1 protein-coding gene is annotated in these 1,720 nt (G+C 28.1%); it reads right to left on the minus strand.

Features of this window, described 5'->3' with window-relative positions:
* Positions 1 to 159: 159 nt before the first annotated feature.
* Entirely contained in the window at positions 160 to 1,440 is a 1,281-nt protein-coding gene (locus ACKI67_RS05850) for a zinc-ribbon domain-containing protein (protein ID WP_407462503.1), read from the minus strand.
* Positions 1,441 to 1,720 lie beyond the last annotated feature (280 nt).

The raw sequence follows: 1,720 nt of genomic DNA on the forward strand, positions 1-1,720 counted from the left end.
TTATATCTTTATTAAAAATAGTGAGAAAAACTAGGAAATTCATAGAAAAAATAAAGAAAAATTTTGAAAAATAAGAGAAAAACCAGAAAATTCAAAGAAAAAATAAAGAAAAATTTTAAAAAAAATAGTAAAAGAGAATAAGATTATTCTCTAAATTAATTATATTTCAACTGATTCAGGCAAATCTCCAGTGATGGAATATTCCAATACAGCTAAAGTGAATAATTCAAGCATCTTTTCATCTGAAAGATCATCTGCTCCAACTGTTGAAATTCCAACATAATTAGGAACTCTCTCCTTGCTGTCTATCCAACTGTGGACCCTATTTGCTATGCTTAAATAATCTGACTTTTCAATGGATTGGCTTAAATCTTCACCTGACGGGTTTGAAGCATCCTTAACATCCTTGATTTCAATAGGAGATGATACTCCTTTATCAATGTTTAAAAGATATTGTGCGAAAATATCAATACATTGAGCTTCTGTGAATTCATTTCCATTATAATCAATTGTTGAAAATGCATAATTCCTTTCGGAAACTTCCTTAGCAAGGTTAGGGACGTCTTCCATTTCCATTTCTGTCAATTCAGAACTGTTTAATATATCCTCTTCTGAAGTGTCATTTTCTGCATCTGAATCATTTACGCTATCAGTATCATTAATTAATTCATCTATAATGCTATCTGATTGACTATCATTAGTCTCATCATCTGAAATGCCTGGAATAATGGAAGAGCTTCCTGAATCGTTTTTATCAGGACTGTTCATTTTATTTTTACTGTCCTGACTCTTCTTATCAGATTTTCCTTTATTATCCACCTTTTCAGTGATTGACTTAGATGAATTATTCTTTGAACTTGAACTATTCATTGATTTGGAACTGTTATTAGACGGTTTAGTCTTGTTAACCTTATCAGTGATAGTTTTGGTTTTATTAGTCTTATTGACTTTATCAGTTTGATTAGCTTTAGTTGTCTTATTTTCTACCTTTTCAGTTAGAGTTTTGCTTGTATTTGTATCATTTGTCTTATTAGTATCGTTTTCCTGCATTTGTGCATCAGTTGCATCTTCTTCAAAAAATCCAGTGTAGTTATTGTCTAGTGGAATTATTGCATTAGAGCCATCATCACCGCCAGAATTGCTATTATTATAATAAGCCATTCCAGTCACAGCACCGACAGCCAATAGGATCACTAAAGCACAAATTATAGGCACTTTATACATACTAAAGAAAGATTTCTTTGTGTTTTCCTCAATAACTTGTTTTCTAAAAGTATTCACAGGAGTTAAAACAGTTCCACATTCCTTACAATATTTGGAATTGGAATCATTTGTCTTCCCACATTCAGGACAAATTCTTGCTGAATTCAATTGAAATCCACAATTTCTACAATACTTTTCTTCATCATCATTTACTGTATGACATTTAGGACAAATCAAATTTTCACCCCCAAATAGGTTAAAAATGATTGTATGAATATCTTGTGAAATAATCAATAAAATTATTATTTATTTTATAAAAATATTCATCACTATTATATTAGTTAACTAATATTTAAATATTTATATATAATGCCATATTGATTGATTAAAAATTAAAAAAATAGTGAGAAAAAATAAATTATTACAAGAAAAAAAAATAAAAAATACTGAAAAAAAATAAATTATTACAAGAAAAAAATAAAAAAACTGAGAAAAAAATAAATTATTACAAGAAAAA

Origin of the sequence: Methanobrevibacter sp. (assembly GCF_045577275.1) — an archaeon.
GTDB lineage: Archaea > Methanobacteriota > Methanobacteria > Methanobacteriales > Methanobacteriaceae > Methanobrevibacter.